Here is a 15,675-nt window from a genome sequence, read left to right on the forward strand (position 1 = left end):
TATTGCTGGGCGTATGCCAAGACACTTCAGCGAAGCCGAGCGTCAGGACTTCCTCGCACGCAAGCACGTTGCGGTGCTTTCGGTTGCCGCCACCGACGACCGCCCTCCGGCGAGCGTCCCGATGTGGTACGACTACACCCCCGGTGGCAACATTCGGTTCAGTACCGGCGGATCGGGACGCAAGGCCGAACTCATCGAGAAGGCAGGCGTGGTCACGCTCGTCGTTCAGAATGAGGACCCGCCCTACCAGTACGTGATCGTCGAAGGCACCGTCGTCGACATCGCGTCGCCCGCACCCAGGCAGGCGCGCGAAGACATCGCTGTGCGCTACCTCGGCGCGCGGGCCGGACGCGAGTTCGTGCATAACATCGACCAAACCGACACCGCGCGGTTCAACACGCTGTACAGCATTCGCCCCGACCGGTGGTTCACCGCCGACTACTCCGACGAGTCGTAACTAGAACGGTCCTTCGCTTGCCACAGCAGCGGTAAGCGGTAGCTGATCAGGTACACGACGGTCGCGGTAGCGAACCCCACGAAGTAGGTGAGGTCGCCCCACTCAGGATGGCGTTCGGTAACCCAGCCATGAAAGAAAGACAGGTTCCAGAACGGGATCGACACGATGACGCCGACAATCCACGCGACGAATCCCCAATCGAGAATGCGTGATTCGTCGTAGAGCTCCGCGATACGCCCCTTGTCTTTGCGTCCGCCGACGAGGTAGTCGAGCAGCAGCACCGCGCCGAACGGTGCGATCAAGTACGCACCGAGAAAGAGGAAGTTCTTGAACTTGGCCTCGAAACCCGCGCCGGCCCACAGACTGACGACGTATGCGGTGGCGCAGATGGCGACTACCGCGGTGCGGCGGCTGACCGGAATGCGCAGCGTCTGTACCGAGATGGCGCCGCCGTAGATGTTGAGGAAGTTCTGAGAGAACGACGACAACACCACGATGATCATCGCCACCGGTGCCCAGGAACCGGTGAGGCGCGCGAGTGCTGCGATCGGCTCCTCGCCGGCGACCGCAGATCCTCCGAGAAGAGCGCCGGCAACACCCAGCCAGGTCAGCGTGACGAAATTACCTGCGAGCGTGTAGACGCCGGCTTTCGCGGCAGTGGTCCGGTCGTCGGGAAGGTAACGGGAGTAGTCCGAGGCAAAGGGCCACCACGCGATGAGGAACGACATGAAGAATCCGGCGAAAGTGATCCACCCGCCGATGGCACCGATGTAGGACGGCGCTGCCCTGCTCGCGGCGAAGTCGACGGCGTCGCTATGCGAGACCGACGCGAGGGTGACGAGCACGAAGCCGACGAACAACACAAACGACAAGATCTTCTGCAGCAGGTGAATCATGTTGTAGCCGAACACGGCAACCACCAGCTGCACAGTGACCAACACCAAGGCCGACAGCCAGAACGGGATGATCGGCGCAAGGTGGCGCAGGGCTTGCGCTCCGAGAATTATTGTGACGGCGGCCCATCCGATGCCCGCGAAAACATTGATGTACGCAACCGGTAAGAAGTTGCCGAAGAAGCCGAGTGGACCGCGGGACTGGACCTGCTGCGGCACACCAAGGCGGGCACCCATCTGCGCCAAGACCCCCTGCACGATCGCGCCAACCAGCGACCCGAGCACAATCGCCGTGACTGCGGCGGTCAGCGAGAGCCCGTAGCTCACTGCGGCGAAGCCGAGCACCATGATCGGGAAATTCATGCCCGCGGCGAACCAGATAAAGAACTGGGAACTCGGCGACCCGTGCCGCTCGGCGGCAGGGATATGTTCGACGCCGTATGGCTCGACCACCGACACCTTGCTGCGATAGTGCCGATCCTCGGCATCCGTAGCGCGGTCTTCTGACATGAGCGACCTTTCTGATTGCCAGAATGGCTGTGCTGTACGGCAGCTCGATCCCGAAGCGGGCCTACAACGCCTACCACTTGCGGGCAGTACCCGGTGGCCGGTGACAGATAAACCTGTGGTCACCGCAGTGCGGCGACCAGGACGACGGGAGATCAGGGGGTGGATGTCCGCTGGGCGCGCCGGGCCGCGATCGAACCGAACGTTTCGCGGTCGGCGAGAAAGCCTTCCAGGGCGAAGGTGGCCGCGCCGAGGCTGGCAGGGTTGTGGGGGAGTGTTGAAAGTTGCAGTGTCACAGCGTCGAACGGGTCGGTCATCGCGTGATGTGCTGCGACGCGGCGGGTTATGTCCAACAGGGGCGCGCCGAGATGGTCCGCGACGAGATCGCCGAAGACGATGGTCCGCGGATTGAACAGGTTCACCAGGTTGGCCACGGCGACACCGAGATACTGGCCGGTCTTGTCGATGACCGCCAGCGCGGCGGCGTCACCGGCCGCGGCGGCCGCGGCGATGGCCGCGATGGTGGCGGCATCGTCGGTATCGATCAGGGTGCTCGACGGCGCGAGTTCGCGCAGGGTGCGCACGATGCCGGGCGCGCTGACGTACGACTCGACGCAACCCATTCGCCCGCAACGACATTCGCGTCCGTCGAGCACCAGGTTGGTGTGCCCCCATTCGCCCGCGCTGTTGGTGACGCCGCGATAGAGCGCGCCATCGACCACCACGCCGATACCGACCCCGGCGCGCAACGTGACGACGATCAGATCGTCCACGTCCCGGCCCGCACCGAACCAAAGATGTGCTGCGGTACTGGCTTTCAGCGGATTGTCCAGATAGAGCGGGTGGGCGACATGCTGTTCGAGCAGCTGAGAGAGCGGCACGTCGTGCCAGTGCCAGTACGGCGAGAACACCGAGGTGCCGCCGATCGGATCGACGAGTCCTGGCACGCTGAGTCCGACGCCGAGCACCTTGTCGGCGTCGGCAGCGGTCAGTTCGCCGATGCCGCGGGTGATCAGCGCGACGACGTCGTCGGGTGTGGTGGCCGCGGGGTCGACCGGGATCTCGACCGAGCGCAGCACCGTCATCGCCAGATCGAAAAGGTCGAAGTGGATGGCGGTTTCGGCGATATCGACGCCGACCAGCATGCCGCGCTCGGGATTGATCGCGAGCTGGGCGCGCGGCCGGCCGATGCCGGGTGCGTCGTAGCCGAGTTCGGCGAGCACGCCCACGTCGAGCAGCTCGGAGATCATGTTGCCGACCGTGGCGAAGGACAGGCCGGTGACCCGGGCGATCTCTTGCCTGCTGATATGACCGACGGCGGCATACACCGCCTGTAGTACGCCGAACCTGTTGCGCCGTCGGATGTCGCGCGCGGTCAGCTGATACACGGGTCGGGCCTCCTCGTCCGCTGGTGGTCGCAAACATACCCAACGACTTCGACCAACAGTATTTACAACAGTTATCGGAAGTCTTACTGTAACCGGCATCACTACACGACGCGAGTGTGCGTCAGATCACCGAGGAGTGCCCATGTCCTGGACCCATCGACGACGTTGGACCAGTGCCGTGCTGTGCGGGGTGTCGCTGGCGCTGGCCGCGACCGCCTGCTCATCGGGCAAGGAATCCGATTCGGCCGCCAATGGCCCACAGCACCAGACGGGCGCGGTCAGCCTGGTGTACGCCCAGAAACAGGGCGACCAGGAGTACTTCATCGGCGAGGCCGAGGGCGCCAAGGCGAAGGCCAAGGAACTCGGTATCGACCTGAAGGTCGTGAACCTGGGCAATGACGCGAACAAGGCGGTCACCGAGGTCAACAACGCGATCAACCAGAAGGCGAGCGGGGTGATCGTCGTGGTGCCCGATCCGTCGGTCGGCCCGCAGGTCGCGCAGCTCACCAAGACCGGTGGCGTCGCACTGCTCACCTCCGACGACCAGGTCTGCACGACCGGTCCGGACCCGTCGAAATGCGCCAAGGACCAACTGGTTCCGCGCGTCGGCTTCAGCGGCACGCAGATGGGCACCGAGGTCGGCCGCCGGGCCGGCGAGGACTTCAAGAAGGCGGCCTGGAAGCCGGAGGAGACCGCGATCGTCGACGCCTGGAAGCAGGACGTGACGGTCTGCACCGACCGGGTCGAGGCCAACAAGAAGGCCTTCCGCGAGGCCGCCGGGGTGGACGTCAAGGTGATCGATGTCGGCACCGACAACACCCCGTCGGATGCGCAGAACAAGATCTCCGCGACGGTCGCGGGCAACCGGTCGGTCAAGAACTGGATTGTCATGGGCTGCAACGACGAGAACGTCAGCGGTGGTGTCGCGGCCATCCAGAACTCCGGCTACGCCGCCGACAACGTGCTCGGCGTCGGCCTCGGCGCCTACCTGGCCTGCAAGGAGTGGCGCGGCGGCAAGCCGACCGGCTTCAAAGCCGCGCTGTTCATCAACGGCAAGGACGTCGGCGCGCTCGCGGTGCAGACGATCTACGACTACCTGAAGAACGGCAAGGCGATGCCCGCCGAGGCCTTCGCGCCGACCACGATGGTCGACTCCACCAGCTGGCAGCAGGCGGGCGTCACATGCAGCTGACCGGCCTGCGCGCCACCGGCCTCAGCAAGAGTTTCGCCGGGGTGCCCGCCCTGCGCGACGTGAGCCTGGACTTCCCCGCCGGCGCGGTGACCGCGCTGATGGGGGAGAACGGTGCAGGCAAGTCCACCCTGATCCGGATCATCGGCGGCGATCACCGCCCCGACAGCGGCCGGCTCGAGCTCGACGGGATCGTGCTCGAACCGGCCACCCCAGCCGACGCCCGGGCCGCCGGGATCCGGGTGATCGGCCAGGAGCCGGAGATCGTGCCGCACGTCTCGGTCGCCGAGAACGTCTACCTCGGTGCACTGCCGCGCCGGGCGGGCCGCCTGCTCGACCGGGCGGCCTTGCGTGAGCGGATGCGCACCGACCTGACCCGACTCGGCTTCGATCGCGACCTCGACCCGGACACCCTCGGTTCCAAACTGACTGCCGCACAACGACAGCTGGTCGAGATCATGCGGGCGCTGACCACCGACGCCAAGGTGATCGCCTTCGACGAGCCGACCTCCTCGCTGTCCGACCACGAGACCGAATCGCTGTTCGCCCTGATCGGCCGGTTGCGCGAGCGTGGGTTGGCGGTGATCTACGTGTCGCATCGGATGCGGGAGATCTTCCAGCTCGCCGACCGGGTCGCGGTATTGCGCGACGGTGCGCTGGTCGGCGTGCGCGCGACCGAGGAGACCGACGATCAGGAGATCGTCCGGATGATGGTCGGGCGCGACCTGTCCACGCTGTTCACCCGCGGGCCGAGCACGCCGGGCCGGGTCGTCCTCGATGTCGACGCGGTCACCACCGACGACGTGCGGGACGTGAGTTTGCAGGTACGCGCCGGTGAAGTGGTCGCGCTGGCCGGGCTGGTCGGCGCGGGCCGGTCCGAATTGGCGGGTGCGCTGGCCGGCGACCATCCGATCCGCTCCGGCACGGTGTCGGTGGACGGCAAGCAGCTGCGATTGCGGCAGCCGCGGGACGCGGTGCGGGCCGGCGTCGGCTACGCACCGGAGGAGCGCAAAGCGCAAGCGCTGCTGCTGCATCGCGGTGTGCGGGACAACATTTCGCTGGCCATGCTCGATCAGCTGCGACGGCTGCGCTTCGTCAAGGCGGGGGAGGAGCGTCGGCTCGCCCAGCGGTACGTCGATTCGCTGCGGGTGCGCACGCCCTCGATCGAGCAGGAGGTGCGCAAACTCTCCGGCGGCAATCAGCAGAAGGTGGTGCTGGCCCGCTGGCTGGCCCGCAAACCCAAGGTGCTGATCCTGGACGAGCCGACCCGCGGTGTCGACGTCGGCGCGAAGGCCGAGATCTACCGAATCATCGAGGAATTGGCCGAGGCGGGGGTGGCCGTGCTGGTGATCTCCTCCGAACTACCCGAAGTACTCGGCCTGGCCGACCGGATCGTCGTCATGCAGCACGGCCGCGTCACCGGCGAACTGGACCGCAGCGCGGCCAGCGAGGAGGCCATCCTCGCGCTCGCCATGGCCGATGATCTGACGTCGCTTACATCTCGAGGGAACCAATGACCGAGCAACAACTCGAATTGCCGCCGGTGGCGGCGACTTCCACCCCGGCACCGGCACTCAACCGCTACACCGCCGCGCTCACGCCACGACGGCTACTGCATGCGATCGGCCCCGGAAACCTCAGCCTGATCGGTGCGCTCGCGGTCATCGTCGCCATCTTCGGCTCGCTCAACGACGGCTATCTCGATCCGGCGAACCTGGCCGGAATCGGTGACGCGGTAACGGTATTCGGCTTGCTGGCCGTCGTGCAGACCGTGGTGATCATCTGCGGCGCGCTCGACATCTCGGTCGGCTCGCAGGCGGGCGTCGCGTCGGTGATCAGTGCGATGGCGTTCACCGCGACCTCCGGCAACGCCTTTCTCGGCATCCTGGCCGCGGTCGGTGTCGGCGTGGTTCTCGGCCTGGTGAACGGGCTGATCATCGTCTATGGCCGGGTGAACCCGGTGATCGCGACGCTGGCCACCTTGGCCGCGTACAAGGGTCTGGCCCAGTTGATTTCGGGCGGCAAGGCGCAGGGATTCGTGCTGGACAACGACCTGTTCATCTTCCTGGCCCGAGGCAAGATCGTCGGGCTGCCGGTTCCGGTGATCATCCTCGCGATCGTCGCGCTGGCCGTGCATGTGCTGCTGAAATACACCGATATCGGCCGCAACATCTACGCCATCGGCGGAAATGACACCGCCGCAAGACTTTCCGGCATAAACATCAACAAGTACCTGATCGCGGTGTTCGTGCTCGCCGGTGTAGTGGCCGCGCTCGCGGGCATCATCCTGACCGCGCGAACGGGATCCGGGCAGCCGGTGTCGGGTAGCGAGGGTCTGGAGCTGAAGGCGATCACCGCGGCGGCGCTCGGTGGGTGCGCGCTCAAGGGCGGTAAGGGGACTGTCGGCGGCACGCTGCTGGCGGTCGTGCTGCTCGGCGCGCTGGACAACGGGTTGAATGTTGTTGGTGTCAACACATTTTGGCAGAACGTCGCGCAGGGGTCGCTACTCGTGGCCGCAGTGGTGATTCAGCAGCGGCGCAGCGGTGAACGTGCGGTGGGGTTGCCGACCTAGCCGTGGCCTGCAAGCAGACGGCCGCGGGCCGACCGAGACTTCAGGAGTGAACCATGATCACATTGCGCGCGCATCCGTGCGCTCCGGCGCCGGGACGACTGTGTGAAAGCCCGTTGTGGGACAACCGAACCGGCGAACTGCTGTGGGTGGACATTCGCGGCGGACACATCCATCGAGCCGAACTCGACCGGGCGACGCTGGATCTCACCCACCGATCGACGGTGAGCCTGACACCTCCGGTCAGCGCGGTTGTGCCCTGCGCATCCGGCAGCCTGCTCGCCACCGTGGGCGACACGTTCTATCTGGTCGACGGGGACGGCACGGCCACCCCGATCGCCGCAATACCGTTGCCGGACGACGGGATTCGGCGGCGACTCAACGATGCGAAGGTCGACCCGCACGGACGCCTGCTCGCGGGCACCATGTCCGAGGATGGTGTCCAGGGCAGCGCCGCCCTCTACCGGCTCGACCCCGACGGCGCGCTGAGCACCCTGCGCGACGGGGTCACCATCTCCAACGGACTCGACTGGAGCCCCGACGGCACCGTCCTCTATTACGTGGACAGCCCGACCCGGCGCATAGACGCCTTCGAATACGACATCGTCACCGGCACTTTCGGCAATGGCAAGCCGTTCGCGCGATTCGAGGACGGCGAGCCCGACGGACTGACCGTCGACGGCGAGGGCTGGGTGTGGGTGGCGGTCTGGGGCGCGGGTCAGGTGCACGCTTTCGACCCCACCGGGCACCGGCGCGTGATCATCGAGGTCGGCCCCTCGCAGGTGTCCAGCTGTGTGTTCGCCGGGCCGGACCTGGACGTCTTGGTGATCACCACCGCGGCGGAGGGCAAGGCCGCCGGTGAGCCCGGCGCCGGGCGTCTGTTCACCTGCGTCCCCGGTGCCGTCGGGCTGCAAGCAACCCCTTACTCCGACACGAGATTGGTGCGCAGCGATGGCCGATGATCTCCTGAACCTGGATACACCGGTGATCGCGATCCTGCGCGCGCCATCCGCCACCCGCTTCGCCGAAGTCACCGCTGTGCTGCACGAATCCGGCATCACCGCAGTGGAATTCACGCTCACCACCGAAGGCGCCCTGGACGCGCTGCGTGACTGCGCGGACTTCGCGCACCCGATCGGCGCGGGCACCGTCCGCACCGCCGAGGACGCGAGTCGTGCGATCGACGCCGGCGCCGCCTATCTGATCACCCCGATCGTCAGCGACGAGGTCATCGAGGAGGGCAACCGGCTGAGCATCCCGGTGATCTCAGGAGCGTTCACCCCCAGCGAGATTCACCACGCCTGGGCCGCGGGCAGCACGATGATCAAAGTCTTCCCGGCCTCGGTCGGCGGCCCCGACTACCTCCGAGCCATCCGCGCCCCGCTACCGGAAATCCCCTTGGTGCCAACCGGTGGCGTGGCCCCTACCGACGCCAAGGCCTACCTGGCCGCAGGTGCCACCGCCCTCGGCATAGGTTCCCCCCTCATCGGCGACGCCTGCACCGGCGGCGACCTCAACGCCCTGCGCGAACGCATTTCTGTACTGCGTAAGCAGTTGTCATGAGGGGCAGCGAATGAACTGTGGCGCAGCATATTTCGCGCGTGACGTGGACGAGGGGCAGCGAGGTGCGGTCGTGGGTGAGCATCGACGAATTGCGCCGCGGAGTTTCGTGCGCGACCGAGTAGTGGGCCGGCTGGGCGGGAGCGGATTGGCATGAGAGGCAAGCTGATAACGCTCGGCGAAGCGATCGGAGTGGTGGCGGCGACAGAGCCGGGACCGTTGGCTCCGGGGGCCGCGATGCGGATGGATTTCGCTGGGGCCGAAGCGACTGTTGCCATCGGTGTCAGCCGGTTGGGGCATGACAGCGCGTGGGTGGGCAGTGTCGGTGCCGATGCGGTCGGCACGATGGTGCTGGATCGACTGCGGGCCGAACGCGTGGATGTTTCGCGGTGCCGGATCGATTCGGAGCTGCCGAGCGGTTTGATGCTGCGGGAACGGCGTACGGCGGACCGGATCCGAGTTACCTACTACCGACGGGGACTTGCGGGTTCCCGGCTGTCAGTGGCCGAGGTGGACAAGGAACAGATCGCCGCGGCGGGTGTTCTGCACCTGACCGGCATCACGCCGGCGCTGAGTTCGACCGCACGCGATGCAGTGCACGCCGCGCTGGACGTCGCGGCTGATGCGGGCGTGACGGTATCGCTGGACATCAACTACCGCAGTGCACTGTGGCCTCGCTCCGAGGCTGCCGCGGAACTGGCGAAACTGGTGGCGCGATCCGACATCGTTTTCGCCGGACCGGAGGAAGCGGCACTGCTGGTGCCCACCGCCAGTGCGGCGGCTATGGCCGAATCCCTTGCCGCACTGGGCCCGTCGCAGGTCGTGCTGAAACTCGGCGCCGAGGGAGCACTCGCACTGCACAACGGCAGAGTGCTCAGGCAACCAGCGGTCCAGGTCACCATGGTCGATCCGGTCGGCGCCGGTGATGCGTTCGTCGCGGGATACCTCGCGGGCGTCCTCGACGGCGGTTCGATCCGATACCGCTTGCGGCTGGCCGCAACCTGCGGCGCGTTCGCGGTATCCGTACCCGGCGACTGGGCCGGTCTGCCGTTCCGGCACGAACTCGACTTGCTCACCGGCACAGACATCCAACGTTGACGATGAAAGGAAACCCATTGAGTCGTCTGGCAGACCGAGTCGCGGTCGTCACCGGCGCGGCATCGGGTATCGGTGCCGCCACGGCGCAGCGCCTCGCCGCCGAGGGAGCCTCGGTCGTCATCGCGGATATCGCCGAGGCCGCGGGCGAGGAAGTCGCCGCGAAGATTCGGGCGGCAGGTCATCGCGCCGAATTCGTGCGATGCGATGTCTCGCAAGAAGATTCGTGGGCCGAGCTGCGGGACCGAGTCAACGAGCTGTTCGGTCCGTTGGATGCGTTGTGCAGCAACGCATCCAAGCAAGCCACCATCCCCGCGCACGAACTGACCCGATCGCAGTGGGACGAAGGGCTGGCGATCAACCTGACGCCACTGTTCCTCGGTGTCCGCACCTTCATCGACGATCTGCGCGCCCGCGCCGGCAACGTGGTCGCCATCTCCAGCGTGCACGCGCAGTTCGGGCTGCCCGGATATCCGGTGTATGCCGCGGCCAAAGGCGGGTTGACCGCGTTGGTCCGGCAGCTCGCCGTCGAATATGGCTCGGCCCGAGTGCGATTCAACGCCATCCTGCCCGGTCCCGTCCTCACCCCGGTCTGGGACGACGTCGACGAGGAGGGCAGGCGACTATCCGCGCGAGCCACCGCCCTGGACCGCTTGGGCGCGCCGGAGGAGGTCGCCGCCGCGGTCGCCTTCCTCGCCTCCGATGACGCCTCGTTCATCACCGGCGCCAACCTCGTCGTCGACGGCGGCTGGAGCGTACGAAAGGAATCACGGTGAAGATCACCGCACTGACCACCTACCTGGTCGCGCCCCGCTGGTGCTTCCTGCGCATCGACACCGACGAAGGCCTCACCGGCTGGGGCGAACCCGTGATCGAGGGCCGTGCGCACACCGTCGCCGCCGCCGTCGACGAACTAGGCGACTACCTCATCGGCAAGGATCCGATGAGCATCGAAGCGCACTGGCAGGTGCTCAGCAAGGGCGGCTTCTATCGCGGCGGCCCGATCCTGTCGAGTGCGGTCGCCGGCATCGACCAGGCCCTCTGGGATATCACCGGCAAGGCCCTCGGCGTCCCCGTCTGGCAGCTGCTCGGCGGCGCGGTCCGCGATCGGGTCCGGGTGTACAGCTGGATCGGCGGCGATCGACCCGACGATGTCGCGCAGGCCGCGCTCGAGCGAAAGCAGCAGGGCTTCACCGCGATCAAGATGAACGGATCGGCCGAACTCGAGGCCATCGATACACCGCGCGCGACCACCGGCATCGTCGACCGCGTCGCCGCCGTGCGCGCGGCCACCGGCGACGACTTCGACATCGCCGTCGACTTCCACGGCCGGCTGTCCGTCGCGATGGCGCGCCGGGTGCTGCCGCTGCTCGAGCCGTACCTGCCGTTCTTCGTGGAAGAGCCGCTGGTGCCCGAGGTCAGCGACCGGATCGGCGAGATCACCCGCGCGACGAGCATTCCCATCGCGACCGGCGAACGGCTCTACTCCCGCTGGGACTTCCGCACCGTGCTCGACCAGGGCGTCGCCGTGGTCCAACCAGACCTCTCACACGCGGGCGGCATCTCGGAGGTCCGCCGGATCGCCGCCCTCGCCGAGAGCCGCGATGTGGCCATCGCGCCGCACTGCCCACTCGGCCCCATCGCGCTGGCGGCCAGCCTGCAGGTCGGGTTCGCCACCCCCAACCTGCTCATCCAGGAACAAAGCCTCGGCATCCACTACAACACCGGATCCGACCTACTCGACTACCTTGTCGACCCGGCCGTCTTCGCGTACCGCGATGGCTACGTCGACCTTCCGCACGCGCCAGGGCTCGGCATCGAAATCGACGAGAAGGCAGTGGCCCGAGCCGCTGAACTGGGCCATCGATGGCGCAACCCGATCTGGCACCGCAAGGACGGTGCCTTCGCCGAATGGTGAACCCGGCGTAACGTTTGCCGGTCTCGATCATCGGTGACGAGAAAAGGGCACGGGCGGCGGACACCATCGTGGCAGTCGAGACCCGCGACATACCAACGCAATTGGGCACGCTCCACGTCCAGATCGCGGGAACGGGCAACCCCATCCTGCCGTGGCACGGCACGGCCGCACCCGCGCCACGACGCCAACGCCTCGAGTACGCGGCCCTGCTGACGATCGCCCGGCTGCTGCGCGGCATCCGACCGCCACTCACCCGATCCGTCGTCGCCGCGTTCCTCGGACCGACGTCGCGCCTTACCCCGGCCCAGTGTGGTCGAGGCGATGCTGCGCGTCGCGCGGGCCAACGACGTCGCGTCGGTCTCTCCGGCGATACGAAGCGTCGTGTCGTTGTTGCGTCAGTCCCTCACGATAAGTGATCAGGCTCACGATTTGATCTTGTAGTCAATCGATAAAATGCCCCTGATCAGGTATTTCGGCGGAGATCGCAGCCGGATCAGCAGGAAAACCCGATGAACTTTGTCGGTACCGAACGGTTTACTGATGCGCGCCCGATGAGTTCGAGCTCCCGAGTCCGTCTGATTCTTTGAGGCGCCGGGACCACAACCCCGGGCCCGTACTTGCTCTCAACGTCTATGCCGGAGGTACCCGATGTCCGCCCACATATCCGCTCCCACGACGGGAGGACGGACACCGCTGGTAATCCGGGTATTGGTACTCGCAACCTTCGTGGTGATCCTGAACGAAACCATCATGATCAACGCGATCCCGCGGCTGATGGAGGATCTGCACGTCACCGAGCGCACGGCGCAGTGGGTCTCCACCGCGTTCATGCTCACGATGGCGGCCATCATTCCCACCACCGGGTGGTTCTTGCAACGGGTTTCGACCAGAACGGCCTACGCCACGGCGATGAGCGTCTTCCTGGCCGGCACCGCGCTGTCGGCCGTCGCGCCGACGTTCGCGGTGCTGTTGCTGGGACGGGTCATCCAGGCCGGCGGCACCGCGGTGATGATGCCGTTGCTGATGACCACCCTGATGACCGTCGTGCCCGAACGCGACCGCGGCCGGGTGATGGGCAATGTCACCCTTGCCATTTCGGTGGCGCCCGCAATGGGGCCGGTGATTTCCGGGTTGGTGCTGCAGGTCGGTTCGTGGCGTTGGCTTTTCGTGCTGGTGCTGCCGATCACCGCGGTGGTCGCCTGGCTCGGCCTGCGACAGCTGGAGAACGTCGGCGAGCCGCAAGCCGGTGCGATCGACTGGACCAGCGTGGTGCTCGCCGCGCTCGGTTTCGGTGGATTGGTGTTCGGGCTCAGCCGTTTCGAGGCCAGCAACCTGACCAGCCCGGCGCTGATCGTCGCCGGGGGTGTGGCCCTGATCGCCGGGTTCGTGTTCCGTCAGCTGAGTCTGCAGCGCTCCGGCACGCCGCTGCTGGACCTGCGGGTCCTGCTGGCAGCCACCTACGCCAAGGCGCTGGTGCTGATGTCGGTCGCGTTCATGGCGATGCTCGGGTCGATGATCCTGCTGCCGCTGTACCTGCAGAACCTGCGCGGCCTGAGCCCGCTGGAGACCGGCCTGCTGGTGATGCCGGGCGGGTTGGCGATGGGTCTGCTCGGACCGAGCATCGGGCGGCTGTTCGACCGGTTCGGCGGACGGTTGCTGGTGATTCCCGGATCGATCGGTATCGCCGCGTCGCTGGCCGGGTTCACCCAGATCTCGATGAGCATGCCGTACTGGCAGCTGCTCGGCCTGCACATCCTGCTGATGGTCTCGCTGGCCTTGACCTTCACGCCGGTCTTCACGCTCGGGCTCGGCGCGCTCCCGCATCACCTGTACTCGCACGGCAGCTCGATGCTGGGCACCCTGCAGCAGGTGGCCGCGGCGTTCGGTACCGCACTGGTGGTGACCGTGATGTCGGCTCGCAGCACCTCGCTCGTCGAGGACGGCGTCGACGCGGTCACCGCGCACTTGGACGGCATGCGCCTGGCCTTCCTCGTGTCCGCAGTCTTGGCGCTGGTCGTGATCGTCGCGGCGGTGCTGCTGCCGAACCGGGCGGCCGATCCGGAGGGGTCCGATGAATCCGAAACGGCGGCACCCGAATTGATCAAGCACTGACTTCAATTCGGTAGACGAAACCCTCGGTTGCGTTCGCACGCCGGGGGTTTCGTCGTTCTCGGCCCTCGCAAAACCGGTTGTTCGGAGCCGACATCACACCAACTTTGCCGACGCCGGAGCGCTGCGCCCACCTCACCGCGCGCCACGGATGGCGCACCTGCGCAACCACTTTCCCCACTTCGACTGGGGTTTCACCAATGCGACATACCGGCTTAACCTCCGACCATCGGGATTATTCCGTCCCTTTGGAGGAGCCCACATGCCCCACATCTTCCGCCGTGCCAGTGCCGGTCGCCTCATCGCCGCTGCCGCCGCTTTACCCCTCGTCTTTTCCCTCGCGTTGGTCGGGACCGCGCACGCGGACCCCGCGCCACCGGAGCGACAACTGGCCGACTCGGTCCAGGCGCCCAACATCAAACGGCACCTGCAGGAGTTGCAGAAGATCGCCGACGCCAACGGCGGCACCCGTGCCTCCGGCACGCCGGGCTTCGAGAAATCCAGCGACTACGTGGCAGGCAAGCTGCGCGGGGCTGGCTACCAGGTGACGGTGCAGAAGTTCGACTTCCCGTTCTTCCAGGAGAAGTCGACGGCGGCGATGGAGCAGGTCGCACCCGTCGCCAAGACCTACAAGCCGACTGCGCCGGGCAGCAGCGAGCTCGGCGACTTCGCCACCCTGACCTACTCGGGTTCGGGCAACGCACAGGGGACCGTCCAGGCGGTCGACCTGACCCTGCCGCCCACTCCGGAGCCGAGCTCGACCTCCGGCTGTGAGGCACAGGACTTCGCCGGCTTCACGGCGGGCAACATCGCGCTGATCCAGCGCGGCACCTGCCCCTTCGCCGACAAGGCACGCAACGCCCAGACCGCAGGGGCGTCGGCCGTGATCATCTTCAACGAGGGGCAGCCGGGTCGCACCGACACCTTCACCGGAACACTTGGCGGGCCCGGCTTCACCTTGCCGGTGGTCGGCACCAGCTTCGCCATCGGCCAGGAGCTCATCGCCAAGCCGAACACGGTCGTCCACCTCAAGACCGATACCGAGAGCACCACTCGCACCACCAACAACATCATCGCGGAGACCAAGCGCGGCAACGCGGACAAGGTCGTGATGGCGGGTGCGCACCTCGATTCCGTGCTCGCCGGGCCCGGCATCAACGACAACGGTTCCGGCACTGCCGGTCTGCTCGAGGTCGCTTTGCAACTGGCCAAGGCGCCGACCAAGAACAAGGTTCGGTTCGCCTGGTGGGGTGCCGAGGAACTCGGCCTGCTCGGCTCCGACCACTACGTGGCGAACCTGCCGGAGGCGGACCGCAGCAAGATCGGGCTCTACGCCAACTACGACATGATCGCGTCGCCGAACTTCTCATACATGATCTATGACGGCAGCGGGGGACCGGCCGGTTCCGCCGAGATCGAGAAGAACCTGGCCCGCTACTTCGACTTCCTCCGCCTGCCGCACGTCCCCACAGCGCTCGACGGGCGTTCGGACTACGGCCCGTTCATGGCGATCGGCATCCCCGTCGGTGGTTTGTTCACCGGTGCCGAGGGCATCAAGACCGCCGAAGAACAGAAGATGTTCGGCGGCCAAGCAGGCAAGGCGTACGACTCCTGCTACCACTCAGCCTGCGACAAGATCAGCAACATCAACGACAAGGCGTTGACCGTGAACACCGGCGCCATCGCCTACTCCATCGCCACCTTCGCCTTCAGCGACAACCCACCCAGCCGCACCCCCGCCGTGAAGTCCGCACCCGCCCAGCGCGGAAAGACCCAGACCCATCACGGTGGACTCACCATGTAGGTCTGGAAGGGACTCCGGCAGAACGCAACCCGGCGGCTCCGCCCCGCCGGGTTGCTCTCTGCCCCCACCAGCAAAATCTGCACCCTCACTCGGGACCTGCACTGAGGCGGATTCAGGCGGTTATTGCAACACCGGGTGGATTGGTCGGGTTCGAGAGTAGTTGGTCGAGTGCTTCGGCGGGGTTGG

13 protein-coding genes are annotated in these 15,675 nt (G+C 66.6%); 11 read left to right on the forward strand and 2 right to left on the reverse strand.

What is annotated here, in order from left to right:
• Positions 1 to 13 precede the first annotated feature (13 nt).
• Complete coding sequence (locus ABZ942_RS37015; RefSeq protein ID WP_357390496.1) at positions 14 to 457, forward strand: pyridoxamine 5'-phosphate oxidase family protein; 444 nt, start codon at positions 14 to 16, stop codon at positions 455 to 457.
• Here ABZ942_RS37015 and ABZ942_RS37020 read toward each other — a convergent pair.
• A complete protein-coding gene (locus ABZ942_RS37020; RefSeq protein ID WP_357390498.1) occupies positions 439 to 1,860 on the reverse strand; it encodes a cytosine permease in 1,422 nt (473 codons plus the stop codon). The genes ABZ942_RS37015 and ABZ942_RS37020 overlap by 19 nt on opposite strands.
• 152 nt (positions 1,861 to 2,012) lie before the next feature.
• Complete coding sequence (locus ABZ942_RS37025; RefSeq protein ID WP_357390500.1) at positions 2,013 to 3,245, reverse strand: ROK family transcriptional regulator; 1,233 nt, start codon at positions 3,243 to 3,245, stop codon at positions 2,013 to 2,015.
• Between the two features lie 142 nt (positions 3,246 to 3,387).
• Here ABZ942_RS37025 and ABZ942_RS37030 point away from each other — a divergent pair, with 142 nt between their 5' ends.
• The 10 genes from ABZ942_RS37030 (at position 3,388) to ABZ942_RS37075 (ending at position 15,489) form a co-directional block, all read left to right on the forward strand.
• A complete protein-coding gene (locus ABZ942_RS37030; RefSeq protein WP_357390502.1) occupies positions 3,388 to 4,437 on the forward strand; it encodes a substrate-binding domain-containing protein in 1,050 nt (349 codons plus the stop codon).
• Entirely contained in the window at positions 4,428 to 5,951 is a 1,524-nt protein-coding gene (locus tag ABZ942_RS37035) for a sugar ABC transporter ATP-binding protein (protein WP_357390504.1), read from the forward strand. The genes ABZ942_RS37030 and ABZ942_RS37035 overlap by 10 nt, the downstream gene beginning before the upstream one ends.
• On the forward strand, positions 5,948 to 7,006 hold the full coding sequence (locus ABZ942_RS37040; RefSeq protein WP_357390506.1) for an ABC transporter permease: 1,059 nt from the start codon (positions 5,948 to 5,950) through the stop codon (positions 7,004 to 7,006). Before ABZ942_RS37035 ends, ABZ942_RS37040 begins: the two co-directional genes overlap by 4 nt.
• Before the next feature lie 53 nt (positions 7,007 to 7,059).
• The gene (locus ABZ942_RS37045; RefSeq protein ID WP_357390508.1) at positions 7,060 to 7,965 is read left to right on the forward strand and encodes an SMP-30/gluconolactonase/LRE family protein; all 906 of its coding nucleotides are present in this window, start codon (positions 7,060 to 7,062) and stop codon (positions 7,963 to 7,965) included.
• Positions 7,955 to 8,566, forward strand: coding sequence for a bifunctional 4-hydroxy-2-oxoglutarate aldolase/2-dehydro-3-deoxy-phosphogluconate aldolase (locus ABZ942_RS37050; protein ID WP_357390510.1), 612 nt, complete (start codon positions 7,955 to 7,957; stop codon positions 8,564 to 8,566). The genes ABZ942_RS37045 and ABZ942_RS37050 overlap by 11 nt, the downstream gene beginning before the upstream one ends.
• Positions 8,567 to 8,716: 150 nt before the next feature.
• Entirely contained in the window at positions 8,717 to 9,661 is a 945-nt protein-coding gene (locus tag ABZ942_RS37055; RefSeq protein WP_357390512.1) for a sugar kinase, read from the forward strand.
• Positions 9,662 to 9,678: 17 nt separating this feature from the next.
• Positions 9,679 to 10,434, forward strand: a complete 756-nt coding sequence (locus ABZ942_RS37060) for an SDR family oxidoreductase (RefSeq protein ID WP_357390514.1) — start codon at positions 9,679 to 9,681, stop codon at positions 10,432 to 10,434.
• The gene (gene dgoD / locus ABZ942_RS37065) at positions 10,431 to 11,576 is read left to right on the forward strand and encodes a galactonate dehydratase (RefSeq protein ID WP_357390516.1); all 1,146 of its coding nucleotides are present in this window, start codon (positions 10,431 to 10,433) and stop codon (positions 11,574 to 11,576) included. The genes ABZ942_RS37060 and dgoD overlap by 4 nt, the downstream gene beginning before the upstream one ends.
• 648 nt (positions 11,577 to 12,224) lie before the next feature.
• Positions 12,225 to 13,688 (forward strand): MDR family MFS transporter, encoded by a 1,464-nt coding sequence (locus tag ABZ942_RS37070; protein ID WP_357390518.1) that lies wholly within the window; start codon positions 12,225 to 12,227, stop codon positions 13,686 to 13,688.
• A gap of 259 nt (positions 13,689 to 13,947) precedes the next feature.
• Positions 13,948 to 15,489 carry a M28 family metallopeptidase gene (locus tag ABZ942_RS37075; protein ID WP_357390520.1) on the forward strand — a complete coding sequence of 514 codons (1,542 nt, stop codon included), beginning with the start codon at positions 13,948 to 13,950 and terminating at the stop codon, positions 15,487 to 15,489.
• The last annotated feature ends 186 nt before the right edge of the window (positions 15,490 to 15,675 follow it).

Source organism: Nocardia sp. NPDC046473 (genome assembly GCF_040645995.1).
In the GTDB taxonomy this organism is placed as follows: Bacteria; Actinomycetota; Actinomycetes; order Mycobacteriales; family Mycobacteriaceae; genus Nocardia.